The organism is Arthrobacter sp. NPDC056691, from assembly GCF_042791415.1.
GTDB lineage: Bacteria > Actinomycetota > Actinomycetes > Actinomycetales > Micrococcaceae > Arthrobacter.
This window is the reverse complement of record NZ_JBHTXX010000048.1, coordinates 12,279-34,169: the sequence shown is the minus strand read 5'-3', so window position 1 is coordinate 34,169 and position 21,891 is coordinate 12,279. Positions and strand designations below refer to the sequence as shown.

Below are 21,891 nucleotides of genomic sequence, written 5' to 3'. Positions count from 1 at the left end.
CCCTTTCGGAAGGGGCGGACCGCCGTCGGGGTTTAAGCAGCCCTCAGGTGGCCAGCACTTCGGCGAGGTCGAACTTCACCGGCTCCTCGAGCTGTTCATAGGTGCAGGACTCAGGGTCCCGGTCCGGCCGCCAGCGCACGAACTGGGCGGTGTGGCGGAACCGCTCGCCTTCCATGTGGTCGTATTTCACTTCCAGCACCCGTTCAGGCCGCAGCGGTGTGAAGGACAGGTCCTTGCCGGCACTCCACCGGCTGCCCTCCGCATTGCGGGGCGTCCTGGCGCCTTCCGCCTGCTTGGCCCAGGCCCAGGGGTGCTCGTCGAAGCTGGTGACCAGGGGCTGGAGTTCCTCGAACAGTTCCTGGCGCCGCTTCATCGGAAAGGCCCCCACCACGCCCACGCTGGCGAGTTCGCCGTCTGGTTTGTACAGCCCCAGCAGCAGCGAACCGATCGCGTCGGGGCCGCTCTTGTGAACGCGGTAGCCGGCCAGGACGACGTCGGCGGTCCGTTCATGCTTGATCTTGAACATCACGCGCTTGTCCGGCTGGTAGTTCCCGTCCAGCGGCTTGGCGATGATCCCGTCCAGGCCGGCACCCTCGAACTGGTGGAACCATTTTCCGGCCAGCTCCGGGTCCTGCGTGGCGGCGGTCAGGTGGATGGGAGCCGCGGCGCCGGCAAAGGCGTCCACCAGGGCCGCGCGGCGCTCGGCGAAGGGACGGCCGCTGAAGTCCTCGTCGCCGAGGGCCAGCAGGTCAAAGGCCACGAACCTCGCCGGTGTCTGTTCGGAGAGCATCTTGACCCTGCTGGCGGCGGGGTGGATCCGCTGCTGCAGGGCGTCGAAATCCAGCCGGTCCCCGGACGGGTCCACCAGGACGATCTCGCCGTCGATCACGCACTTGGGCGGCAGGTTGGCTTTCAGCGCCTCCACGAGCTCAGGAAAGTAGCGCGTCATAGGCTTCTCGTTGCGGCTACCGATCTCCACGTCGTCGCCGTCGCGGAAGATGATGGAGCGGAATCCGTCCCATTTGGGCTCGTAACTCAGGCGGCCTTCGGGGATGGCACCGACCGATTTGGCCAGCATGGGGGAAACAGGGGGCATGACCGGCAGCTGCATAGGCCCCATTCTTGCCCGGGACCTCCCCAGATGCCACCCCTCCGGCAACAAGCACCCTCGACACGGGAACCGCCCGCCGGTAGACATTAACGATGGCAGCTATCGGTTTCCACGCATCGCATGAACAGATGAGCCCAGGCCAGCTCCTGAAGGACGTCCGGCTCGCCGAGGAGGCGGGCTTCGACGCCGCCATGTGCTCGGACCACATCGAACCGTGGTCGGCGCGGCAGGGGCATTCGGGCTTCGCGTGGTCCTGGCTCGGGGCTGCCCTGGCCACCACCAACCTGCGCTTCGGCGTGGTCACCGCGCCGGGACAGCGGTACCACCCTGCCATCATCGCCCACGCCTCGGCCACGCTGGCGTCCATGTTTCCCGGCCGGTTCTGGATGGCACCGGGCAGCGGCGAGAACATGAACGAGCACGTCACCGGGGACCCCTGGCCCCTGAAGGAAACCCGGCAGCAACGGCTGGAGGAGTGCGTCGACGTTATCCGGAGGCTGCACGCCGGCGAGGAGGTAACCCACCACGGCCTGGTCACCGTGGAGCAGGCCCGGATCTGGGACGTCCCGGAGCCACCGCCGCCGCTGATCGCGCCGGCCATCAGCGTGGAGACGGCCCGCCGCGCCGCCGGCTGGGCTGATGGCCTGGTGACGGTGAACCAGCCGGCCGAAAAGCTCACCGAGATGCTGGCGGCGTACCGGGCCGGGGGTGGCAAGGGGAAGGCCGTGCTGCAGATCCACCTGTCCTGGGCTCCCCGGGAGGAGGACGCCCTCGCCATTGCCCTGGACCAGTGGCGTTCGAATGTTTTCGCCCCGCCCATCCCCTGGGATCTGCCGACGGCGGCGCACTTCGACGGCGTCAGCACCGACGTCGGGGAAGCGCAGGTCCGGAAGTCGGTCAACATTTCCGCCAGCCTGGACCGCCACGTGCAGTGGCTGGGCGAATACCTTGACCTCGGATTCGACGAGCTGTACCTGCACTTCGTGGGGCAGGAGCAGGCGCCGTTCATCGACGCCTTCGCGGACAGTGTCCTGCCGCAGCTGCGGAAGGTGCCCGTGGCATGAACATCGCGGAGACATCGGACCTGTGGTGGAAAACCGCCGTCGTCTACTGCCTGGACGTGGAAACCTACTTTGACCACGACGGCGACGGCACCGGTGATTTCAGCGGCCTGACCCAGCGCGTGGACTATCTGGCGGCACTGGGCGTGAACTGCATCTGGCTCATGCCCTTCTACCCGTCCCCGGACCGCGACGACGGCTACGACGTGACGGACTTTTTCGACGTCGACCGCCGGCTGGGCACGCTGGGCGACTTTGTGGAGTTCATCCGCACCGCGAAGGACCGCGGCATCCGGGTGATCGCGGACTTCGTGGTCAACCACACGTCCAACCAGCACCCCTGGTTCGTCGAGGCCCGCAAATCCGTGGACAACCCGTACCGGGACTACTACGTCTGGCGGAGCGATCCGCCGCCGGACACATCCTCCGAAGTGGTGTTCCCGGGCGAGCAGACCTCCATCTGGACCCAGGACGATGCCACCGGCGAGTGGTACCTGCACATGTTCATGGAGCACCAGCCGGACCTCAACGTCACCAACCCCCACGTCCGCAATGAGATCGCCAAGGCCATGGGTCTCTGGCTGGAGCTCGGGCTGGACGGGTTCCGGCTGGACGCCGTGCCGTTTTTCCTGGAGACACGCGGCGCGCCGAAGGACGAGGCCGCCAACATCAACCCGCACGACTACCTCAGCGCCCTGCGAAGCTTCGTCAACCGGCGCAACGGCGGCGCGGTGCTGCTGGGCGAGGTGAACCTGCCCTACAAGGACCAGCTGGAGTATTTCGGCGGCGCCGAAGGCAACGAGCTGAACATGCAGTTCGACTTCATGTCCATGCAGTACATTTACCTGTCGCTCGCCAGGCAGGATGCCCGTCCGCTGGCGGAGACGCTGAAGACGCGTCCGCGGCTTCATCCGGACAACCACTGGGCGATGTTCGTGCGCAACCATGACGAGCTCACGCTGGACAAGCTCAGCGACGGCGAGCGGGAGGAAGTGTTCGCCGCGTTCGGACCGGACAAGAACATGCAGCTTTACGGCCGGGGGCTGCGGCGCCGGCTGCCGCCGATGCTGGACGGTGACGCCGACCGGATCCGGATGGTCTACTCGCTGATGTTCTCCCTGCCCGGCACACCCGTGCTCTTCTACGGCGAGGAAATCGGCATGGGCGAAGACCTGCGGCAGAAGGGCCGCGCCGCCGTCCGCACGCCCATGCAGTGGAACGACGGGAAGAACGGCGGCTTCTCCAGTGCCAAGGTGTCCGAGCTGGTGGTCCCGCTGCCCCGCGGTGAGTACGGCCCGGAAAAGGTCAACGCGGCCAGTGCCAAACGGGATCCGGAGTCCCTCTGGAACTTCATGGCCACACTGATCCAGCGGTACCGCGAATCACCGGAGCTGGGCTGGGGCGAGTTCGCTGTCCTCGAACAGCCGGAGCCTGCCGTGTTTGCGCACCGCTGCAGCTCGGCGGAGGCCACCGTGGTGCTGCTGCACAACTTCGGCGCCGTGCCGGTCAAGATCAGCGCGAATGTCGGGTCCGGGGACAGCCCGCCGCGGGCGTTCCGGGACGCGATCCTGCTGGATCTCTTCGACGGCGGGAACGTTCCGTTGGCGGCCGACGGCGGGTTCACCGTTGAGCTGGGACGGTACGGCTACCGCTGGTTCCGCGTGCACCGGCCCGGCGACCGCCTGGCGCCCTGAGCCCTCCTACGCCCGGGAGTGCCTACACGTTCCGGCGGAACACCTTCACCTCCCACGGGCGCAGGTCAAACGGCTTCAGTTCGCCGGCGTCCGGCGGATAGTTGCCCAGCACCAGCGGCGCTGGTGCGTTGTCATCATCCCGGACCCAGCCGCCGTCGTCGACGTCGGCCGTCCGGCCGGTCCCCGAAAAGTTGGCCAGCACCAGAAGTTCTGCCTCCGGAAGGGAGCGCGTGAACGCGTAGACGTGCTCGTCGTCGGGCAGCAGCATGCTGAAATCCCCGTAGGCGACCACGGGATCCGAGTGCCGGAGGGCGATCACCTTGCGGTAGAAGCTGAAGACGGACCCGGGATCGTCAACCTGGGCGGCGGCGTTGATCGTGTTCGCGTTCGGGTTCACGGCAATCCAGGGCGCCCCGGTGGTGAAGCCGCCATGCCGGCTGGCGTCCCACTGCACGGGCGTCCGGGCGTTGTCCCGGTTCAGCGGCGCCAGGGCGGCGAGGACCTCAGCGTCGGTGTGGCCCAGGTGGGTGGTGGCTTCGCGGTGGTGGTTGAGGACTTCGATGTCCCGGTAGTCGCTGATGGCGCCGAACGCCATGTTGGTCATACCCAGCTCTTCGCCCTGGTAAACGTACGGCGTGCCGCGGTGCAGGTGCAGGACGGCGGCCAGCATCTTCGCAGACAGCTCCCGGCAGCGGCCGTCGTCGCCGAACCGGGAAACGGCACGGGCCTGGTCATGGTTTCCCCAATAGAGGCTGTTCCAGCCGCGTTCCGCGAGCCCTTCCTGCCAGCGGCCCAGGGACTTCTTGAGGTCGGCGAGCAGCAGCTTTTTAGGCCGCCACTTGTTGCCGCCCTCCTGGTCCAGTGCCACGTGTTCGAACTGGAACACCATGTCCACCTCCCGGCGGCCAGGATCCGTGAACAGGGCAGCGTCCGCAACGGTGACCCCCGGCATCTCACCCACGGTCAGCAGGTCCTTGTCCCGCCCCGCGAAGACTTCCTGGTGCATCTCCTGCAGGAATTCGTGGATGCGCGGGCCGCAGATGAAGTGCGGACCGCCGTCACCGTAGAGCATCCCCTCGGCCTGCGGACCGTCCGGCAGCGACTGCTGTTTGGAGATGAAGTTGATGACGTCCATCCGGAAGCCGTCCACGCCGCGGTCCAGCCACCAGTTCATCATGTCGTACACGGCGGCCCGCACCTCCGGGTTCTCCCAGTTGAGGTCCGGCTGCTTCCTGGAGAACAGATGGAGGTAGTACTCCCCCGTGCTTTCGTCGTATTCCCAGGCGGGCCCGGAGAAGGCCGAGCCCCAGTTGCTGGGTTCCGCGCCTGGGGCTCCGGGCGCTGCTGCACCCGGTCCGTCGCCGTCGCGGGGCGGCCGCCACCAGTACCAGTCCCGCTTCGGGTTGTCCTTGCTGGAGCGGGACTCCACGAACCACGGGTGTTCATCCGAGGTGTGGTTCACCACGAGGTCCATCACCAGCTTCATGTTCCGCGCGTGCAGGCCGTCCAGCAGTTCGTCGAGGGTCTCGAGGTCGCCGAAGACGGGGTCGATGTCACGGTAGTCGCTGATGTCGTAGCCGTTGTCATCCTGCGGCGAGCGGTACACCGGGGAGAGCCAGACGACGTCGACCCCCAGCTTTTGCAGGTAGTCCAGTTTGCCGATGATCCCGCGGAGGTCGCCGATGCCGTCGCCGTCCGAGTCAGCGAAGCTGCGCGGATAGATCTGGTACACCACCGCGCTCTTGAACCACTCCCTGCTGGCCGGGTAGTCCGCTTCTGCCTCGGTTTCCTGGGTGGTCATCGCTGGCTCCTCCTGGTCGACGGTGGCGGGCTGCTGGCCCACTGAAAGTCTTGTTCCAGAAGGATCGGCGGTCAATGGCCTGCGCGGGTGGCTCCTCAGTCCGTCTCAGGACTGGCGCAGTAAAAGCAGGTGTTGGCGTCGCAGTCGTCGGTGGCTGCTGCTGTGGAGGACCCGTTGCTCGCAGCTTCGGCGTAAAGAGTGGTTGTCATGGCACTGGCCTCTGTACTTTACTCGCCGTACATCAGGCTGTTGAGGAACGAGTCCAGCTGGTGACGGGCCGTGGCCCCGTCCCCGCGGGCGGTCACCGGGTGGGCCTGTGCGAGGTAGAGGCCTTCCCACGGGGAGCAAACCAGTGTGCCGGGTTCGACGGCGGCCGGTTCGACGGTGGAGGGTCCGACGGCGGCCGGCACCGCCGCCGAAGGCGCAGGGAAGCTGACCGGCAGTTCTACTGCCGGCACGGCCGCGGCGGCCCGGCGGGCGGGGCCGTGCCCCCAGCCGAAGGCACTGACGATGGCTCGGTGACCTGCTGAGATGGACATGGTTCTTTCCCTCCTGCCTTGCGGCCCGGTACACCTGTGTACCGGCCGACTTCCTTGTCTGGTGGACTTGCTACTTAGCAAATTTGAACGTCACGTTCATTTTATGAACGTTACGCCATTGTGGCACGGCTCACGATCTCGCGCAATGGATTACGAAGCCGCGGCGCGGACCACCACGGGCTTATCGGAACTGCACACCATTACCCTCCCCCGGCCGGCCGACTGAATCACCCAAAAGACGCTGCGGTCCACGGCGATCATGTCAATCTGCCCCGAAATGATCCTGCCGTCCCGCAGGAGCACCCTGACGGCGTCATCCCGGGAAAGCCTGGACCAGTCGGGCACTGGCGCGGCCGGCAGGCGGGTGGTGTGGCTGGCCGGAGTTGCGGAATGTAGGCGCATGTTCGTGGTCCATGGGATAGGTGGCGGGGACATCTTCGACGTTCAACTTATGAACGTGGCGTTCAGCTTAAGAGTGATCCAGTTCACCGTCAAGCCCCGCGCAACTCAGCCTTGGCCCGCGGCGGAGGCGGCGGCGGGGGGCGGAGGCGGCGGCGGGGGGCGGAGGCGGCGGCGGGGGGCGGAGGCGGCGGCGCCAGCAAGCCCCTTGCAAATTTCCGTGACACGGGCCACAATGAAAGCACGTTCAGAGAATGAACGTCACGTTCAAAGTTTCAATGCATCGAGCGGCCAACGGCGGCTTGCCGGTGTCGAATACTTCATCCCCGGGAACCCCTGGTTCCCCCAGCAGCCCGCGAGGAGCCCATCATGAGCACCGTTCACCGCATCCTTCTCATCGCATTCGCCCGTTCCGTCGCCGGCCGCACCGTTGCCGGCCGCAGGCGGGCAGGCGCCATGGGCGGCGCCGCGATCCGGCAGTCCATGGGCTCCGAGGTGCTGACCTGCGCGCCGTGGGCCGGCCTGTGCGTTGAGGGTCCAGACGCCGCCTAACCGCCACGCAGAGGTAAGACATGTCGCACTGGCGCCAGAAGGCACGGCGCAAGACCCCCAAGATGGTCGCGGAAATCCTCCGCGAACGCGATGAACGGCGCACCGCTGCCCTGATTGCCTGCATCACCGAGGTGAGCAGCAGCGAGGGCCCGGACGGCGTCACTCATGGCGTGGTGGCTGAGCGCGCCGGAGTCCCCGTCCAGTACGTGGAATGGAAGTACCCGTCGCGCGAGCACCTGATCGCCATGGCGAACGCCTGAGCGCAGAGCGAAGGCGCCGCTAGGACAAAGCCTTCGCAACCTCGTCGGCGGCCTTAATCAGCTGGTCCACGACGCCGGGCAGTTTGTCCGATTGGAACCGCTGGACGGGCCCCTGGACCGCGAGCACGCCGAGCAGTCCGTCCGAACCGCCACGGACCGGATACGCGACGGCGAAAAGGCCCTCCTCAAGCTCCTCATCGATGACGGCGTAGCCTTGTTCGCGGACCCGGCGGATTTCCTGCAGGAGGGCCTTCCGGCTCGTGATGGTGCGGGCGGTGTAGGACTCCAGCTTGTCCGGCAACGTAGCGGCAATTTCGTCGTCGTTAAGTTCGGAAAGAAGGAGCTTGCCAGTGGCACTGGCATGTGCAGGGTAGTTCCCCCCGACGTACAGGTGGGTAGCGTTCAGGTAGCGGGAGCCGGAGGCTTCGGCGATCACATCGTAGGAAGTCTCACTCCGGACCATCGCGAAGCTCATGGTCTCTTTGAGCTTCGCTGCGTACTCGTCCAGAATGGGCTGGATCCTGGCAACGGCCCCCGTGTAGGGATCCGCCAGCCTGCCCAGCCTGGCCACCTGCCAGCCGAGCAAATACCGGTTGTCGACGCGGTCCACGAAGCCCGTCTGCTCCAGGCTCAGGAGCAGGCGGAAGGCCGTCGGGCGGGTCATGCCGACAGCCTGGGCAAGCTCTGTGACGGTGATGCCCTGCCGGTGCCGGCCCAGTTCGCTCAGCAGCACAGTCGCCTTGATGACGGACTTGTTGGTCAGGTCTACCGAATCATCGGCAGTCGTCGCTTCGGTTCCCTGTGCTTCGCCTGCTTCTGCTGCGCTTCGTCCCGCCGCCATATCTGCTCCCGGTTCGCGTTCGCTCAGGGCCCGAGGCCCGTGCTGTCCCCACCATCCTATGCTTTTTCAATTAGCGAACGGGGCGTTCACCCCTGAGCTTAAGGGACCAGGATGACCTTGCCGGTGGTTGCCCGTGACTCCAGGGCGGCGTGGGCTTGGCCGGCCTGCCCGAGCGGGAAATGTGCACCGATGCTGACCTTCAGCCTCCCGTCAGCCACGAGGCCGAACACCTCCGAGGAGCGCCAGCGCCGTTCTTCGTCATCGAGCAGGAAGTCGTCAATCTTCGGCCTGGTGACGGTCAGGGAGCCGTGGGCGTTGAGCTGCTGCAGGTCGAAGGGCGGCACCTGCCCGGAAGCGCCACCGAACAGCACCAGCGTGCCCCGGATGCGCAGGGCGCCCAGGGACCCCTCAAAAGTGTCCCTGCCGATGCCGTCATAGACGACGTCGACGCCGCGGCCGCCGGTCAGCTCCCGTACGCGCTCAGGGACGCGGGCATAGTCCAGTACGTGGTCGGCCCCGGCTTCCCTGGCCAGCTTGGCCTTTTCCGGCGTCGACGTTGTGGTGATCACGGTGGCACCCTTGAGCTTGAGCAGCTGGATCAGCAGCAGTCCCACCCCTCCGGCCCCCGCGTAGGTAAGGGCAGTGTCCCCGGCCCGTACCGCGTAACTGGAGGTGACCAGGTAGTGCGCGGTGATGCCCTGCGCCGGCACCGCCGCGGCGACGGTGTCGGAGACGCTGTCCGGCACCGGAAGCGCCTTCCCGGCGTCCAGCACCATGTACTCCGCGTAGCTGCCCTCGCCCTCTGTCGTGGCAACCCGGTCGCCCACGCCGAACCCGGTCACCCCGGCGCCTACCTCCTCGACTGTGCCCGCACCCTCGACTCCCGGAACCAGGGGATATTCGACGGCGTAGACGCCCGCACGCTGGTACGTCTCGATGAAGTTCACCCCCACCGCGGCCACGCGCACCAGCAGCTGACCCGGCCCGGGAACCGGTCGGGGAACGTGGATCCGGTCGAATACTTCCGGGCCGCCGGCCCGGGTGATCTGCATGGCATAAGGCATCTCGGTACTCCTTTATGGTTGGCCTGCGGCCAGTCGATGAAATGCGCGGCATTCCCAATGCCGCGCATTTTGGCCCTCCGCGCGGAAGGGCACCCTGCCGGCCTAAGCCCGGGCAGGGCACCCTACCGTATGTATAAGCCGGGGCGGCCTCGGTACTAGTTCGCTGCTGCCTTCACCAGGGGCGCCGAGGTGTCGCTCAGGCTCAGGCCCTTGGTTTCCGGGGCGAGGTACTGCGAGATCACAGCACCCAGGACACAGATGCCGGCGGCGATCAGCATGGTGGTTCCCACACCGAGCCCATCGACGGACAACGGAAGGATGAACGTTCCTGCAGCCGCGCCGATGCGTGAGAACGCAGTGGCGAAGCCGACGCCCGCGCCGCGGATTTCGGTGGGGAAGACCTCGCCGGGGTATACGCCGGTCAGGGCCGTGGAGATGGCGTTGAAGAACGAGAAGACAATGAAGCTGACGAGGATGATCATCGGCGACATGTGGGAGAACAGGCCGATGACAACCAGGGCGACGGCGGCGATCCACATCGGCGGGATGGACAGCTTGCGGCGTCCCACCTTTTCAATGAGGAACATCGCGGCCAACGAGCCGGCCACCACGACGCCGTTGAGCGCGAGTGCTCCGGCCAGGCCGTCCTCGACCCCCAGGCTTTCCAGCACGATGGGCGCGAAGGTGGCGATGGCGAAGTAGGGGGTGACGTTACAGACCCAGTACATGCAGACGAAGATGGTGGAGTTGCGGTACTGCGGGGAGAAGAGCTTGCCGAAATTCGGCTTCTCGGGCTTCTCGTGCTCCAGATCCCTGACATCCGCCTCCTCCATGAACTGGGTGGCGATGGCAAACGCCTCCTCACGCCGCCCCTTGCTGATGAGCCAGCGCGGTGATTCGGGCGATCCCAGCCGGAGCAGGAACACGATCAGCGACGGGACGGTGCTCATGCCGAGGATGATGCGCCAGTCGGCGTGGATTGATGTGGACATGTAGTAGCCCACTGCGTAGGACAGCAGGTAGCCGACGTACCAGGCGACCTCCTGGAAGGCCATCAGCTTGCCACGGAGCCTGGCCGGGGAGAACTCCACCAGCAGCGGCCAGCCGATGGCATAGTCGGCTCCGATTGCCATGCCCATGAGCAGTCGGATCACAAACAGCTGCCAGGCGTCGGCCACGAAGAACTGCGCGGCGGAACCGACAAGGAAGATGGCGAGGTCGACGATGAACATCGGCTTGCGGCCGACCTTGTCGGCCAGGTAACCGCCGATGGGACCGCCGAAGAAGATGCCGATCAGGGCCGAGGCCCCGATAAGCCCCTGCATGGCGGCGGACAGGCTCAAGTCAGCCGTCAGGGCCGGCATGACCAGGCCGATGCCGCCCAGGATGAAGCCGTCGATGAACATGCCGCCGGCGATCACGCCGCTGAGCTTGACGAGGAACTTCTTCTTTTGCGGATCCCGTGCCAACGATGACTGCACGGGCGGCCTCGGGGCGGGTGTAACAGGTGTATTCACGATGGACTTCCTTGTAGATCGTGCTAATTCGAACGGGGAGAGCGCCGGCGGTATCAGCACGGCGGCGGTTGGGGAAGGTTAGAGAACCAGATCCGATTCGTTCATCATTCGAACGTCGTGATCAAAAATATGGCATGCGCCACACCTGCTGTCAATAGGCGGCGCGTAATCTGCCTCACCACAAAGAGGCCCTTGACAGTGAGTTGGCTTACACCCTAAATTGAACGCAGTGTTCAGTTTATGAACGTTGCCAAAGTTGTCGCCTTGTCAGGCACGAGTCCAAGGAAGCACCGCTGCCATGAAAAATGAACCTCTGAGCCTTTTCGCTTTTGACGTCTTTGCCCCGACCCACCTGACCTCCGGTTCCTGGCGGGCCGAAGGCGACCAAGGCCACCGATACACCGACCTCCAGTACTGGACGGGCATCGCACAGACGCTCGAGAACGCCGGTTTCGACGGGATTTTCTTCGCCGACAACGTCGGTTACCACGACGTCTTCCGCGGAAACGGGGACGCTGCCCTGCGCGACGCCGCGCAGTTCCCGATCAATGACCCCACCGTGCTGATCAGCGGCATGGCCGCCGTGACGAAGCACCTCACCTTCGGCGTGACCTGCTCGGCAACCTATGAGCCGCCCTACCTGCTGGCCCGCAAGTACAGCAGCCTGGACCACCTCACCTCCGGCCGCGTGGGCTGGAACATCGTCACCTCCTACTCCGAGGCCGCCGCCCGCAACCTCGGCAAGGAACAGCAGCTCACCCCGGCCGAGCGCTACGACATGGCCGACGAGTACATGGACGTGGTCTACAAGCTCTGGGAAGGCTCCTTCGAAGAGGATGCTGTAGTCCGGGACGTTGAATCGGCCACCTACATCGATCCGGCAAAGGTGCACCAGATCAACCATTCCGGCAAGCACTTCACGGTGCCCGGCTTCCACCTCTGCGAGCCTTCCCCGCAGCGCACCCCGGTCCTGTTCCAGGCGGGATCTTCCGCCAGGGGCATGGAATTCGGCGGCAAGCACGCCGAAGCCGTCTTCATCCAGAGCACCTCTGTGGAGGGCGCCACGCGCACGGTGGCCAAGCTCCGCCAGGCAGTGGCAGATGCCGGCCGCGACCCGCGGGACGTCAAGGTGGTCATCCTCCTGACCGTCATCGTCGCGCGGACAGACGAAGAAGCCCAGGCCAAGTACCGCAAGGCCGTGGAGAACGCACCCATCGATGGAATCCTGGCCCGCTTCAGCGGCTGGACCGGCATCGACATGTCCGAGTACGAGCTGGACACCCCCCTGCGGTCCGTCGGAACCAAGGCGGGCCAGTCCATGGTGGACATGTTCTCCAAGGCCGACCCGGACCGGGACTGGACCCCCCGCCAGATCGCCGAGTTCCTCGCCGTCGGCGGCACCGGCTCCACCATTGTCGGTTCCCCGGAAACAGTGGCCGCCGAGCTGCGCCGGTGGCGCGACGAGGCCGACGTCGACGGCGTCAACCTTAGCTACATCAGCAAGCCCGGCAGCTGGGAAGACTTCATCGAGCTGGCCCTGCCCGAACTCCGTGCCCAGGGAATTGTCGCCCCCGCACGCACCGAGGACCAGGAGCCGGTCACGCTGCGCGAAAAGCTCTTCGGCCAGAAGTACACCCTGGACGGCCACCCTGCGACTGCACACCGCACCAAGCACCTCAGCGAAGCCTCCCGCTAGCCCGGCGCCCACTACTTATCACCTAAGGATCCTTCAATGACTGAACAGACTGACGTCGTCGTCATCGGTGCCGGCTTGGCCGGCCTCATCACCGCCCGGGAGCTCGGCAACCGCGGCCACAGCGTGGTTGTCCTGGAAGCCCGCGACCGCCTCGGCGGCCGCCTGTACACCGAGCGCCGCCTCGGCCAGAACCTGGAGCTCGGCGGCAACTGGCTGCACTGGACCCAGCCCCACGTCTGGGCCGAGGTCACCCGCTACGGCCTGGCGGTCTCCCGCGGCCCGCGCTCGGAGGAAACCTACTGGCTGGCCGGCAACGAAGTGCGCCGCGGCAACCTGGACGACTTCATGAAGCTCATCGATCCCGGCATGACCCGGCTGCTGGAAGACACCGTTAAGTGGCTGCCCCGCCCCGATGCACCGCTGACCGTGGAGAACCTGGCCGAGGTCGACCAGTACAACCTGCAGGAAATGCTGGACAAGCTGGACCTCTCCGAGGACGAGCGGAACGCGAACGAGGCCGCCTGGGTTGGCCACTTCAACGCCCCGCTGGACCAGTGCGCCTACGTCAACGCCCTGCGCTGGACCGCCGGGTCCTCCGGCCACTGGCACCTGATGCACGAGGCCTCGGCCATCTATCGCCTGAAGGACGGCAACGACGGCCTGGCCAATGCCATTGCCGAAGACACCAACGCCGACATCCGCCTGGGCACCCCGGTGACCAGTGTCCGCCACGACCGCGACGGTGCCACTGTCACCTACGGCGACGGCCAGGAAATCCAGGCCAAAAAGGTAGTTATCACCTTGCCGCAGAACGTGCTGCACAAGCTCGACGTCGAGCCCGCCCTGTCCGAGGGCAAGCTCGCCCCCAGCCGGGAAAAGACCGCCTCCCAAGGGGTGAAAGCGTGGATCCGGGTCGGCCGTCGGGGAGAACCTGGCCCCATCAAGCCGTTCTTCGCCTACTCCGCCCAGGACAAGCCGCTCTCCGTGATCCGCACCGAGTTCGTCGGAGAACACGACGCCGTGCTGGTCGGCTTCGGCGCCGACGCGAACCGCATCGACGTCACCGACAAGGACCAGGTCCAGGAAGCCATCAGGGTCTGGCGCGACGACCTGGAAGTCCTCGAGGTCACCGGTCACAAATGGGGCGAAGACCCCTACGCCGAGGAAACCTGGCAGATCCAGCGCCCCGGCCAGCTCACCAAGTACCACGAGGCACAGCAGGCCAGCGAAGGCGCCCTGCACTTCGCGAGCAGCGACACCGCCAATATCTGGGCCGGCTTCTTCGACGGTGCCATCGAGTCCGGCCTGCGCGCCGGCCGCACCATCCACGCAGAGCTGAAGGCCGCCGCGCGGGAGGAACAGTCATGAGTGCTCCCGCCCTGGAAGCCCGCCGGATCGATTCCGATACCTACCGTGCCGTCATGCGGCACCTGCCCACCGGGGTTGCCGCAATCTGCTCCACGGACCCGGTCACCGGGGCCAGGAACGGCATGATCGTGGGAACCTTCGCCTCGCTGTCAATGGAACCGGCGCTGGTGACGTTCAGCGTGATGCACTCCTCCACCAGCTGGCCCAGAATCGCCGACGCCGGGACCTTCAGCGTCAGCCTCCTCGCTGCGGACCAGCAGCACGTGTGCCGCGCACTCTCGGCGAAGGGCGAGGACAAGCTCAGCAATGTGGGCTGGTCCGAATCCGGGTGGGGCACCCCGCACATCTCCGGGTCACTTGCCTGGTTCGACTGCCGGATTGAGCAGCAGTTCACCGCCGGCGACCACCTCGTCGTCATCGCCAGCGTGCTGGACATGACGCCCGGTGAGGGTGCACCCCTCATCTTCCACGGCGGCCGCTTCGGCAGCTTCCGCGAACTCGCCTGATCCAATTCACCTGATCAAGGAACACAGACATGGAAATCACCCCAGCCGCCGTTCCGGCGGATATCACACCCGCCTACTACCGCCAGATCCTGGGCAAGCTGCCCACGGGCGTTACGGCCATCACCGGCGTCAACGACGACGACGAGAAACTCGGCCTCGTCGTCGGCACCTTCCAGTCCCTCTCACTGGACCCGCCCCTGGTCATGTTCTGCGTGGACAAGTCGTCCTCCAGCTGGCCGAAGCTCCGCAAACTCCAGAAGTTCACCGCCAACATCCTCTCCGATGACCAGATCAGCATCTGCAGGTCACTGTCCCGGAAGGGACCGGAGAAGTTTGAAGGCTTGCCCTGCACCCCCGGGCCACTTGGCACCCCGCACCTGGACGGTGCCACTGCCTACATCGACTGCGTCGTCACTGCAGAGGTCGTCGTGGGTGACCACTACATGGTGGTCGGTTCTGTGACCAACATGGACGAAGGGACCGGCGACGCCCTGCTCTTCCGGGCCGGGAAGTTCGGCCAGTACCAGACCATCGACATCCCGGCACCCGCCGAAACAGCAGCAAGGAGCGCATCATGAGCCGCCGCGACACCATCCTGAAAGCCTGGAACGGCGCCTGGGGAGATGGGGACCTGTCCGCGTTCGAGCAGCTCCTCGCACCCGGTTACGTCCGCCGCTCAAAGTCAGGCAGCGAGGACTACGCCAGACTCCGCAAGACCATCGAGGCCATGCACACCGCATTTCCGGACTCGAGCACTGACATCCTGGACATCATTGAGGACGGCGCAAAAGTGGCGGTCCACTGGCAGACCACGGGCACACACCAAGGCGAATTCATGGACGTCCCCGCCACCGGGCGCAGCATCACCGTCACCGGCGCATCCTTCCTGCAGTTCGACGGCGACAAGCTCGCCGAGGAATGGGTCATCTGGGATCCCCGGGAACTGCTCTCCGCCCTCGGCATCTGGCACCTCGGAGCCGGCAACGCCTGACCAGGCACCGCCCAACCAACTCCGGCAGCGCCTGCAAACACAGCCCGCACCTACTTTCAACCGCCCAGGAGGGCGCACTATGACACTTCAAGGACATTCCCTCATCGCCGGCGAGGCCACTCCCGGCACCAGCGGCACGGCCTACGGCTTCAACCCCGCCAGCAACGAACAGCTGGAACCTGCCTACACCCTGATCAGCGAACAGCAGCTCAGGACGGCCACCGACGCGGCCGCCGACGCCTTCGACTCCTTCAGCACCCTTGAACCCGAACAGCACGCCCGGTTCCTGGACGCCATCGCCGAGAACATCGAGGCCATCGGTGATGAACTGATCGTCCGCGCCGGCCAGGAGACCGGACTCCCGGCCGCCCGGCTGCAGGGCGAACGCGCCCGCACCACCGGGCAGCTGCGGCTCTTCGCCACCGTGGTCCGCCAGGGCGACTTCCGCGGCGTCCGCATCGACCCGGCCCTCCCGGACCGGGCTCCCCTGCCCCGCGCCGACATCCGGCAGCGCCAGATCCCACTCGGCCCCGTCGCCGTGTTTGGTGCCAGCAACTTCCCGCTGGCCTTCTCGACGGCGGGCGGCGACACCGCCTCCGCATTCGCGGCCGGCTGCCCGGTGATCGTCAAGGCCCACAACGCCCACCCCGGAACCAGCGAACTCGTCGGCCAGGCCATCACCAAGGCCGTCCGCGACCTCGGCCTGCACCCGGGCGTCTTCTCCCTCATCTACGGCTCCGGCGCGAGCATCGGCCAGGCCCTCGTGGCCGATCCCGCCATCAAGGCCGTGGGCTTCACCGGATCCCGCGCCGGCGGCACGGCCCTGATGCGCACCGCCGCGGCCCGGCCCGAGCCGATCCCGGTTTACGCCGAAATGTCCTCCATCAACCCGGTCTACGTTTTCCCCGGCGCGCTGAACGGGGACATTGAAAACCTGGCCCAGGAGTACGTCACCTCCGTCACCGGCAGCTCCGGCCAGCTCTGCACCTCGCCAGGGCTCGTCTTCGTTCCCGCGGGCGACGCCGGAAACCGGTTCGCCTCAGCCGTCGCCGACGCCATCACGCAGCTGTACGGGCAGACCATGCTCAGCGGCGGGATCGCCTCTGCCTGGGAGCACGGCCACAACGCGCTGGAAGCTGCGGCCGACGTCGAGCTCATCGGGCGGGGCCAGAAGGGCCCGACCGAAAACGCCCCCGCCCCGGCAGTTTTCGGCGCCGACCTGGACGCCTTCACCGGCAACCCGGTGCTTCACGAGGAAATCTTCGGCGCCGCCAGCCTCGTGGTCCGCTACAAGGACATCGACGACCTGATCAGGGCCACCCGGCTGCTCGAAGGCCAGCTCACGGCCTCGCTGCACGTGACCGAGGAGGACTACCCCGTCGCCTCCGGCCTGATCCCGGCCCTGGAACGCAAGGTCGGCAGGATCATCATCAACGGCTGGCCCACCGGCGTGGAAGTCGGCCATGCAGTGGTCCACGGCGGCCCCTACCCGGCCACCTCGGACTCGAAGACCACGTCGGTGGGCACGCTGGCGATCAATCGGTTCCTACGCCCGGTTGCCTACCAGAACTTCCCGGAGCAGCTGCGCCCGGCACCGCTGCAGGACGCCAACCCCTGGCGGGTCAACCGCCTGATCGACGGCACGTCTGTACAGGCCCGGTAACAGCAACATACTTCCGGCCCCGGACAGGCTCCCGCAACAGACATCGTCCGGGGCCGGAGAACCACCCCCTGGCAGACAAACGACTTCACAGCTTCCTCCTAGGGCTGAAGGCCAAGCATCGGCACCACCACGGGTGATCCTGCGCGCCAGTCGAGTACCGAAGCTTGCGTCTGGCCCTCGCCGACAAAGACGTCCAGCGCGTTGGGGTCGCCCGTGTCCGTATCCCGGGACGGGAGGCTGCCGTCGAAGATCCCCGCTCCGCCGCCGAAGCGCCATTCCTTGATCCAGGACGGATCGCCCGCTTCCCAGTAGGCCCCGTCATATACGGGCCGCACGTTTCCGATGCCCTCCCCGGCCTCGGCGTTGCCGAACATGGCCACGGACATCCGTGCCGTCGCGGGATCCAGTCCGGCAAGGGCTGTCTTGGGCACCCTGGTCACGATCTGCCGTGCCTCAGGGACGGCCAGCAGCGATACGGCCGAGGTCCGGCTGCCGTCCGGCGCGTAGACGCCGGCGCCGTCGTACCGGCCGTCGGTGACGATCACGGAATCCCAGGCGTGCTCCACATTGATGTTGGTACCCGGCAGGCCAGGCGCGGCGCCGCCCTCGCCCCTGCCCAGGTAGATATTGATGCGCTGATGTGAAATGGCCTTCCCGCCCCACGGGTTGGTCAACTCTCCGGCGATGGTGGACACGAAGGCATAGTCGTCCCCCGCATCGTAAACGTCCACGCCGGTCAGGTCGAAGGCGCCCGGAACGTACACGCTGTTCGTCGGGTACTTGTAGGTTCCGGGGCCGTTGTCGTCGCCCTTGGGATCGCTCAGCGAACCGATGCGGCTGCCGTAGTAGAGGACGGTGCGGTCCTCGACGGCGGTCCCGCCGTCTGCGGCGACCCCCGCAACAACGATTTTATTCTTGGCACCGGTGAGCGGAACGTCCAGCTCGAAAGTGCCGGTGCCGTCAGCGGCGCGAGTGACGGGGGCCTCCGTGACGGTCCCGTTCACGGACACGTACACCTTCGCGGAGTTCGTGGTTCCGCGGACGACGGCGGCAGCCGAGTCCGCCGTCGACAGTGCCTCGGGTGCGGTAACGGTGAGTTCCGGGCGCGAGAGCGGAGCTCCGCTCGCGTAGCGTGCGGCGACATTGGCAGGAGTCTCCACGGGGGCACCGGCCTTCAGGCCGGCGGACAGCCTGACGTACTGCGCCATCGCCCAGGACAGCGGCGACGCCGATCCGGTGCTGCGGCCCAGCTCGTGGCCAAACGAGGTTGGCTCGTCCCGGTCCCAGACCTGCTCGGGGATCATGTAGCCGGCGTTGGCCGCCGAATGCATCGTCTGCAAATAGGGCAGCGCGTCCTGGCCGTTGGCAAGAGCGTACTCGCCGCGCTCACCGCTCAGGAGGGGCCAGAGGCGGCCCGTCCCTGTGCCGTCCCAGGGCGAGCCGTCGTCCTTTTCGCCGTACCCGTCATAGGTGTAGCGGTGCCACATGCGCCCGCCAGGGGTTTCCTGCGAGATCGATGAGTCGGTCTCCGCCAGGGAGCCGGCGACATGGGGGTCCGCCGGTGCCTTCACACCGAGCCGCACGAACTCCAGGAAGCCGCCGTCCAGGACGGCGTTCTCCGGGTGCACTCCGGCGCCGTTGCCCCAGTCCCGGGTGGCGCCGTCGTTCGGGTCACCGGTGGCGCTGATGCGCAGGTAGTACTTGCCGTCGCCCACCGGGCCGTTGGTGGTGAACATCCATTTCTCGGTGCTCCGCTGCCACTCATCTGCGGTGGCGCGGTAGACGGCGGCGGAGCCGGCGTCCCCGTTCTTCTCTGCGATGTCCCCCGCGGCGGCCAGCGCCGCAATCTGCGAAGCCAGCGTAGAGGTGGAGTACCCGCCCGTCTCCTCCCAGCGCTCCTGCGGCGTCTTGGGCCCGGCCGCAACGAGGTAGTCGGCGGCCGGCTTGAGCTCGTCGCGGTAGAAGGCGGCGTCGGTGCGGCCAATCTGGTTGGCCAGCAGGATGGGGAATGCCGTTTCGTCGAGCTGGATGCCGTTCTGGCCGATCGTGCCGTCCACGCGCGAGGTCTGCGGGAAGTGCCCGTCCGGCTGCTGCTGGTACTTGAACAGCCATTCAACTCCGCGGGTGGCGGCTTCCTTGTCACCCGCGGCGAGCAGGGCGGTGACTGACTGGTACATGTCCCGCGCCCAGACGGCATGGTAGCCCTCGCGGTGCGTTTCGGCGCTGGCCACCTGGCCCCACGGGATGGTAAGTGAGGCGATGAAGGCGCCGGGGAAAGTCTTGTCCTCATGGGACTTCACCGTCATGAGGGATACGTCGTACTGCGTGCGGAGGTCCCCCTGCAGTGACTCAGCGGGCTGGTCCAGCGATTTCAGGTACTTCTTCCATTCCCCCGTGTAGCTCTTGCTGACCTTTTTGTAGCCTGCTTTGATACTGGCCCGGGCGGTGGCGAGCGCCTCGGACGTGTCGGCACCAAAACCGAGGGCCAGGGCGAATTCCGTCTTCCCGCCCGCCGCCAGCGGAATCTGTCCCGTCTGGGAGATGTTCCCAGGGCCGGCAGAAGCGGACGCATGGTCCAGCCGGCCGTCGGCTGCGAGGTCGGTCCAGCCGTCGCTGGTTCCCACATAGCCGTTGGCGGCGATGCTGAAGCCCACCGAGGAAACGAGCGCCGTAGCCACGGGAGTGGCGGTGTCTGCGAGGTCGGACGCCAGGAGAGCACCGTCTGACACGCTGCCAGAGTCGCCGCCCGAAGTACCCGCCAGCGACGGATCGGAGAGAACGAACAGCTGGTAGTCGCCGCCGTCGAGCACTTCGAACGTGACGCCCAGCATCACGGTGGACCGCTGGGGGTCGGTGACGTAGGTCTTGGTGAGCCGCCAGCGGCCGGCGTCGTCTGTTGTGGTCTGGCGGTAGCTGAGGGCCTTGGGATCGGCCAGTTCCACCGTGCGGGTGGTCTGTTCGCTCTCCCGCTGTGCTGTGGTGCCATCACTGACGGCGAACTGCAGTTCCCGGGCGTTGGGTGTGTCCGCCCGCGGGTAGTACACCTCGCTCATGGTGCCCTCAGTTAGCGTGTACCAGACCTTCGAAGCCGGGTTTAGGGAGGTGCCTACGCCCTCCTTGTCGCCCTTGGTCCAGGTTGCGGCGGCGCCTGGCGAACCGGGCGGATCGGCAGCGTCCGCGACGGCGGGGGTCAGGCCCAGTGCCGAAACGGCCACCGCCATGGCGGTGGCGGTGCAGACAGATTTGAGGCGTTGCTTCATTGCTCTCCTCGGAGGTGGGGTGCGGGGAAATGTCCGGCCGGGGTGCCTCGCGACTACTCCAGCACCGAACCACAGGGTTTATTAATAGCTTTAATAAACCACTGCCAGCTAGTATGGGAGAGCATTTGTCCGGGCGTCAAGGGGTGGGGAAAGTATGTCGGCGAAGCGGACTGCTGCCACCGCCCCGGTCCTCCGTCGGATCACCGGGGAAGCTGTGCTGCGGGTGCTGGCCGCCGGGGATCAGCTGACGGCCGGGGATCTCATCGCTGCCACCGACCTCTCCCGGCCCACTGTGCACTCCGTCTGCGACGAACTGATCGACCGGGGCTGGGTGATGGAAACGGAGCCGGGTGCGACGGCTTCCGCCGCTGCGCGCCCTCACGGACACCCTCACGTCAGCGCTGCTCCCAACGCCGGCGGCCGGCCGTCACGGCGCTACGCCCTGAACGCCGGTGCGGGCCTCGTTGCAGGCATTGACCTTGGCGCGACCAAGATCTCTTGCTGCTTGGCGGACCTTCGGGGAAAGATCATCGCGGAAGCCACCGAACCTTGGCGCGATGAGCACGTCGGCGCTCCGGAACGCCTCAGAATCGCCCGCCGGATCATGCAGGATCTACTGGGTGAGGCGGGCGTGGGCGCGGGCAAAGTGCTGGCTGCCGGGATGGCGGTGCCCGCACCCGTTACCGATGACGGGCATGCCGTGGCCCTGGAATCCTACCTGCCCGGCCTGGCGGCACTTGACCTCCGCACAGCACTTGAACCGGAATTCACGTGGCCCGTGCTGGTGGACAACGACGCCAACCTTGCTGTCTTGGCGGAGCGCTGGCGCGGGGCCGCCCAGGGTGTGGACAACGTCGTCGTCCTCCTGGCCGGCGAGCGCCTCGGCGCCGGCATCTGCCTCGGTGGACGGCTGGTGCGCGGCGCCGGGGCTGCCGGCGAAATGCGTTTCCTCGATCTGGTGGAAGGCGTGGGCAACACCGACGCCGTGGGAGGCATGTGCCGGGAACTGGGCGCCATCGCCACCGCGGAGATCATCGCCGGTGACCGCCCGGGCCGCGCCAGTGCGCTCGTCGAGCTGTGTGGCGGAAAGCCAGGGGATGTCACGGCCGAAATGGTCGTGGAGGCGGCGCGCCGCGGCGACCCTGCCGCCGTCGAGGTGGTGGAGGTGGTCATGGAACGCACCGCAAGGGCGGCAGCGGTGGTGAGTACCCTGTTGGACCCGGAGCTGCTGGTCCTGGCCGGTGGACCGGCGGGGGCAGGTGACGTGCTGCTTCCAGTCTTCGGCCGGCAGCTGGGCAGGCTGAACTCCGCTCAACCCAGACTGGCAGCGTCAGCCCTCGGAGACCACGCGGCGCTCGTAGGGGCCGTCCGCTCGGCGCTGGACCATGCCTTCGAGCATCTCCTGGATTAGCCGCCTGAGGCGTCCGCGCATCGCCCCGCCAGCGCAGTGGCGCCGCTTTTCGCCGGGCCGCCGCACTGTGTTGCCGCGGAAACCGCTTCGGCGCCGGAAACTAACCGGGCGCTAACGGGCAGGAAACGCGTGCGCAACAATGCCGCGCCACACTGGA

Annotated in this window: 19 protein-coding genes; 11 read left to right on the top strand and 8 right to left on the bottom strand. The window is 66.7% G+C overall.

Going from position 1 to position 21,891, the window contains the following annotated elements; all coding sequences use genetic code 11:
* Nucleotides 1-43: 43 nt before the first annotated feature.
* Entirely contained in the window at nucleotides 44-1,111 is a 1,068-nt protein-coding gene (locus ACFRAU_RS24635) for an ATP-dependent DNA ligase (RefSeq protein WP_378001829.1), read from the bottom strand.
* Between the two features lie 92 nt (nucleotides 1,112-1,203).
* Between ACFRAU_RS24635 and ACFRAU_RS24630 the strand changes: the two genes are divergently transcribed.
* Together ACFRAU_RS24630 and ACFRAU_RS24625 are read left to right on the top strand one after the other, a co-directional pair.
* A complete protein-coding gene (locus ACFRAU_RS24630) occupies nucleotides 1,204-2,175 on the top strand; it encodes a TIGR03885 family FMN-dependent LLM class oxidoreductase (protein ID WP_378001828.1) in 972 nt (323 codons plus the stop codon).
* A complete protein-coding gene (locus ACFRAU_RS24625) occupies nucleotides 2,172-3,866 on the top strand; it encodes an alpha-amylase family protein (protein ID WP_378001827.1) in 1,695 nt (564 codons plus the stop codon). The genes ACFRAU_RS24630 and ACFRAU_RS24625 overlap by 4 nt, the downstream gene beginning before the upstream one ends.
* A gap of 22 nt (nucleotides 3,867-3,888) precedes the next feature.
* Here ACFRAU_RS24625 and ACFRAU_RS24620 read toward each other — a convergent pair whose 3' ends face one another.
* From ACFRAU_RS24620 to ACFRAU_RS24610, 3 genes are all read right to left on the bottom strand, one after another.
* A complete protein-coding gene (locus tag ACFRAU_RS24620) occupies nucleotides 3,889-5,667 on the bottom strand; it encodes an alpha-glucosidase (RefSeq protein ID WP_378001826.1) in 1,779 nt (592 codons plus the stop codon).
* A gap of 227 nt (nucleotides 5,668-5,894) precedes the next feature.
* The gene (locus tag ACFRAU_RS24615) at nucleotides 5,895-6,206 is read right to left on the bottom strand and encodes a hypothetical protein (protein WP_378001825.1); all 312 of its coding nucleotides are present in this window, start codon (nucleotides 6,204-6,206) and stop codon (nucleotides 5,895-5,897) included.
* Between the two features lie 150 nt (nucleotides 6,207-6,356).
* A complete protein-coding gene (locus tag ACFRAU_RS24610) occupies nucleotides 6,357-6,608 on the bottom strand; it encodes a hypothetical protein (RefSeq protein WP_378001824.1) in 252 nt (83 codons plus the stop codon).
* A 366-nt stretch (nucleotides 6,609-6,974) separates the two neighbouring features.
* Here ACFRAU_RS24610 and ACFRAU_RS24605 point away from each other — a divergent pair, with 366 nt between their 5' ends.
* The gene (locus tag ACFRAU_RS24605; RefSeq protein WP_378001823.1) at nucleotides 6,975-7,157 is read left to right on the top strand and encodes a hypothetical protein; all 183 of its coding nucleotides are present in this window, start codon (nucleotides 6,975-6,977) and stop codon (nucleotides 7,155-7,157) included.
* 20 nt (nucleotides 7,158-7,177) lie between these two features.
* Entirely contained in the window at nucleotides 7,178-7,417 is a 240-nt protein-coding gene (locus ACFRAU_RS24600) for a hypothetical protein (protein WP_378001822.1), read from the top strand.
* A 19-nt stretch (nucleotides 7,418-7,436) separates the two neighbouring features.
* On the opposite strand, the gene ACFRAU_RS24595 is transcribed toward ACFRAU_RS24600, so the two are convergent.
* From ACFRAU_RS24595 to ACFRAU_RS24585, 3 genes are all read right to left on the bottom strand, one after another.
* Nucleotides 7,437-8,258: an IclR family transcriptional regulator gene (locus tag ACFRAU_RS24595; protein WP_377995872.1), complete on the bottom strand. Its 822-nt coding sequence runs from the start codon at nucleotides 8,256-8,258 to the stop codon at nucleotides 7,437-7,439.
* Between the two features lie 98 nt (nucleotides 8,259-8,356).
* The gene (locus ACFRAU_RS24590) at nucleotides 8,357-9,322 is read right to left on the bottom strand and encodes a quinone oxidoreductase family protein (protein ID WP_378001821.1); all 966 of its coding nucleotides are present in this window, start codon (nucleotides 9,320-9,322) and stop codon (nucleotides 8,357-8,359) included.
* A gap of 155 nt (nucleotides 9,323-9,477) precedes the next feature.
* Entirely contained in the window at nucleotides 9,478-10,839 is a 1,362-nt protein-coding gene (locus ACFRAU_RS24585; RefSeq protein ID WP_378001820.1) for an MFS transporter, read from the bottom strand.
* A gap of 298 nt (nucleotides 10,840-11,137) precedes the next feature.
* Here ACFRAU_RS24585 and ACFRAU_RS24580 point away from each other — a divergent pair, with 298 nt between their 5' ends.
* The 6 genes from ACFRAU_RS24580 (at nucleotide 11,138) to ACFRAU_RS24555 (ending at nucleotide 17,063) form a co-directional block, all read left to right on the top strand.
* Nucleotides 11,138-12,535: an LLM class flavin-dependent oxidoreductase gene (locus tag ACFRAU_RS24580; RefSeq protein ID WP_378001819.1), complete on the top strand. Its 1,398-nt coding sequence runs from the start codon at nucleotides 11,138-11,140 to the stop codon at nucleotides 12,533-12,535.
* A 36-nt stretch (nucleotides 12,536-12,571) separates the two neighbouring features.
* Nucleotides 12,572-13,903, top strand: coding sequence for a flavin monoamine oxidase family protein (locus ACFRAU_RS24575; protein ID WP_378001818.1), 1,332 nt, complete (start codon nucleotides 12,572-12,574; stop codon nucleotides 13,901-13,903).
* Nucleotides 13,900-14,409: a flavin reductase family protein gene (locus ACFRAU_RS24570; protein WP_378001817.1), complete on the top strand. Its 510-nt coding sequence runs from the start codon at nucleotides 13,900-13,902 to the stop codon at nucleotides 14,407-14,409. The genes ACFRAU_RS24575 and ACFRAU_RS24570 overlap by 4 nt, the downstream gene beginning before the upstream one ends.
* A 29-nt stretch (nucleotides 14,410-14,438) precedes the next feature.
* On the top strand, nucleotides 14,439-14,987 hold the full coding sequence (locus ACFRAU_RS24565) for a flavin reductase family protein (protein ID WP_378001816.1): 549 nt from the start codon (nucleotides 14,439-14,441) through the stop codon (nucleotides 14,985-14,987).
* Nucleotides 14,984-15,400: an ester cyclase gene (locus ACFRAU_RS24560; protein WP_377995879.1), complete on the top strand. Its 417-nt coding sequence runs from the start codon at nucleotides 14,984-14,986 to the stop codon at nucleotides 15,398-15,400. Before ACFRAU_RS24565 ends, ACFRAU_RS24560 begins: the two co-directional genes overlap by 4 nt.
* Before the next feature lie 79 nt (nucleotides 15,401-15,479).
* The gene (locus ACFRAU_RS24555; protein WP_377995880.1) at nucleotides 15,480-17,063 is read left to right on the top strand and encodes an aldehyde dehydrogenase (NADP(+)); all 1,584 of its coding nucleotides are present in this window, start codon (nucleotides 15,480-15,482) and stop codon (nucleotides 17,061-17,063) included.
* Nucleotides 17,064-17,161: 98 nt separating this feature from the next.
* On the opposite strand, the gene ACFRAU_RS24550 is transcribed toward ACFRAU_RS24555, so the two are convergent.
* On the bottom strand, nucleotides 17,162-20,323 hold the full coding sequence (locus tag ACFRAU_RS24550) for a glucan 1,4-alpha-glucosidase (RefSeq protein ID WP_378001815.1): 3,162 nt from the start codon (nucleotides 20,321-20,323) through the stop codon (nucleotides 17,162-17,164).
* 154 nt (nucleotides 20,324-20,477) lie between these two features.
* On the opposite strand from ACFRAU_RS24550, the gene ACFRAU_RS24545 reads away from it, so the two are divergent.
* Nucleotides 20,478-21,734 carry an ROK family transcriptional regulator gene (locus ACFRAU_RS24545; RefSeq protein WP_378001814.1) on the top strand — a complete coding sequence of 419 codons (1,257 nt, stop codon included), beginning with the start codon at nucleotides 20,478-20,480 and terminating at the stop codon, nucleotides 21,732-21,734.
* Nucleotides 21,735-21,891 lie beyond the last annotated feature (157 nt).

What these genes read in the sequence shown, in the direction of transcription:
- ACFRAU_RS24600 (WP_378001822.1), top strand. Translation starts at nt 7,178, where the DNA reads ATGTCGCACTGGCGCCAGAAGGCACGGCGCAAGACCCCCAAGATGGTC.
- ACFRAU_RS24595 (WP_377995872.1), bottom strand. Translation starts at nt 8,258, where the DNA reads ATGGCGGCGGGACGAAGCGCAGCAGAAGCAGGCGAAGCACAGGGAACC.
- ACFRAU_RS24620 (WP_378001826.1), bottom strand. Translation starts at nt 5,667, where the DNA reads ATGACCACCCAGGAAACCGAGGCAGAAGCGGACTACCCGGCCAGCAGG.
- ACFRAU_RS24590 (WP_378001821.1), bottom strand. Translation starts at nt 9,322, where the DNA reads ATGCCTTATGCCATGCAGATCACCCGGGCCGGCGGCCCGGAAGTATTC.
- ACFRAU_RS24635 (WP_378001829.1), bottom strand. Translation starts at nt 1,111, where the DNA reads ATGCAGCTGCCGGTCATGCCCCCTGTTTCCCCCATGCTGGCCAAATCG.
- ACFRAU_RS24575 (WP_378001818.1), top strand. Translation starts at nt 12,572, where the DNA reads ATGACTGAACAGACTGACGTCGTCGTCATCGGTGCCGGCTTGGCCGGC.
- ACFRAU_RS24625 (WP_378001827.1), top strand. Translation starts at nt 2,172, where the DNA reads ATGAACATCGCGGAGACATCGGACCTGTGGTGGAAAACCGCCGTCGTC.
- ACFRAU_RS24560 (WP_377995879.1), top strand. Translation starts at nt 14,984, where the DNA reads ATGAGCCGCCGCGACACCATCCTGAAAGCCTGGAACGGCGCCTGGGGA.
- ACFRAU_RS24570 (WP_378001817.1), top strand. Translation starts at nt 13,900, where the DNA reads ATGAGTGCTCCCGCCCTGGAAGCCCGCCGGATCGATTCCGATACCTAC.
- ACFRAU_RS24555 (WP_377995880.1), top strand. Translation starts at nt 15,480, where the DNA reads ATGACACTTCAAGGACATTCCCTCATCGCCGGCGAGGCCACTCCCGGC.
- ACFRAU_RS24580 (WP_378001819.1), top strand. Translation starts at nt 11,138, where the DNA reads ATGAAAAATGAACCTCTGAGCCTTTTCGCTTTTGACGTCTTTGCCCCG.
- ACFRAU_RS24615 (WP_378001825.1), bottom strand. Translation starts at nt 6,206, where the DNA reads ATGTCCATCTCAGCAGGTCACCGAGCCATCGTCAGTGCCTTCGGCTGG.
- ACFRAU_RS24605 (WP_378001823.1), top strand. Translation starts at nt 6,975, where the DNA reads ATGAGCACCGTTCACCGCATCCTTCTCATCGCATTCGCCCGTTCCGTC.
- ACFRAU_RS24550 (WP_378001815.1), bottom strand. Translation starts at nt 20,323, where the DNA reads ATGAAGCAACGCCTCAAATCTGTCTGCACCGCCACCGCCATGGCGGTG.
- ACFRAU_RS24565 (WP_378001816.1), top strand. Translation starts at nt 14,439, where the DNA reads ATGGAAATCACCCCAGCCGCCGTTCCGGCGGATATCACACCCGCCTAC.
- ACFRAU_RS24610 (WP_378001824.1), bottom strand. Translation starts at nt 6,608, where the DNA reads ATGCGCCTACATTCCGCAACTCCGGCCAGCCACACCACCCGCCTGCCG.
- ACFRAU_RS24630 (WP_378001828.1), top strand. Translation starts at nt 1,204, where the DNA reads ATGGCAGCTATCGGTTTCCACGCATCGCATGAACAGATGAGCCCAGGC.
- ACFRAU_RS24545 (WP_378001814.1), top strand. Translation starts at nt 20,478, where the DNA reads ATGTCGGCGAAGCGGACTGCTGCCACCGCCCCGGTCCTCCGTCGGATC.